The 1,120-nt window shown below is 58.1% G+C and carries 1 protein-coding gene; it reads right to left on the bottom strand.

Features of this window, described 5'->3' with window-relative positions:
- Positions 1 to 40: 40 nt before the first annotated feature.
- Positions 41 to 1,051, bottom strand: coding sequence for an IS30 family transposase (locus FHS21_RS30365; protein WP_112532606.1), 1,011 nt, complete (start codon positions 1,049 to 1,051; stop codon positions 41 to 43).
- Positions 1,052 to 1,120 lie beyond the last annotated feature (69 nt).

Raw genomic sequence — 1,120 nt, 5'->3', positions numbered from 1 at the left:
TGTGAGTTCATGGCGAACCGCGACCTGCGACAATGAGAGGCTAGCCCGCCCGCCGCCTCTGTGCGAGCAGTTTTTGCCGGAAGACTTCTGCTGGCGTTTTATAGCCAAGGCATTTGCGCGGTGTTGCATTCAGTCTGTTGCAGATTTCCGTTAGATCATGGTCGCTGAGAGACAGAGGATCAACCTCTCTCGACAGCCATTTCCTGGCCCGCCTGTTGGTGTTTTCGACGGTGCCTTTTTGCCAGGGCGACTGCGGATCGCAGAACCATGTTTGCGTTCCGATGCCTGCCTGCAGGTAAGGCCAATCGGTGAACTCGGTGCCACGATCGAAGGTGATCGAACGGCGGGCGAGATGGGGCAGGGATTGCAGCGCCTGGATCAGCCCATCCATAACAGGTTTTGACTGCCGGTCGTTGTTGCGCAGGAAAACAGCAAACCGGCTGACGCGCTCGACCAGCGACGTGACATTGGCCTTTCCGAATTTCTTGCGAAACTGGATGAGATCGCATTCCCAATGGCCGAACTGTTGGCGCTGTGCCACGGCTTCAGGGCGATGAAGAATGTTGACTTCCGGGCTGAAACGACGGCCATGGCGGCGCCGGGCATGCCGGGGACGGCGTCTGGCACGGTGCTCCGGCAGATGCCGCCATAGCTTGATCGCATGGCCGTCCTTTGAATAGGCGAACTTGTAGATCGTCTCATGACTCACAGAAATCGGATGCCGCTCCAGCTGCAGCCGTCCGGCTATCTGTTGCGGCGACCACCCATGGATAATGCGCTCGATCACGGATTGGCGCAGATGCGAGAACCGCGCCAGCTTGCGCAGCTTGGCACGTCGTTCACGCGCCATGTCGTTGGCCGCCACACAATAGTAGCCGTTGAGGTCCGGCATTTGCGAATCTGTAAAAGCATTGCGTCGCAGCTCGCGGAAAATCGTCGAGCGATGGCGTCCGAGCTTCTCGGCAATGACGTCCACACTGATACCAGCCGTTCGCCAGCGGGCGATCTTGCGGCGTTCATCCATATCGATCTGGGAGTAGGTGCGTTCCATGGGCAAGTCCTTGCGCGTGATAAACCATTGTTATCTATCGCAAGTCGCGCTTCATCCTTGAACCCACCC

It is taken from the genome of Phyllobacterium trifolii (genome assembly GCF_014192095.1).
Taxonomy (GTDB): Bacteria; Pseudomonadota; Alphaproteobacteria; order Rhizobiales; family Rhizobiaceae; genus Phyllobacterium; species Phyllobacterium trifolii.
The sequence above is the reverse complement of the archived record's forward strand: the minus strand, read 5'-3'. Positions and strand labels throughout refer to the sequence as shown.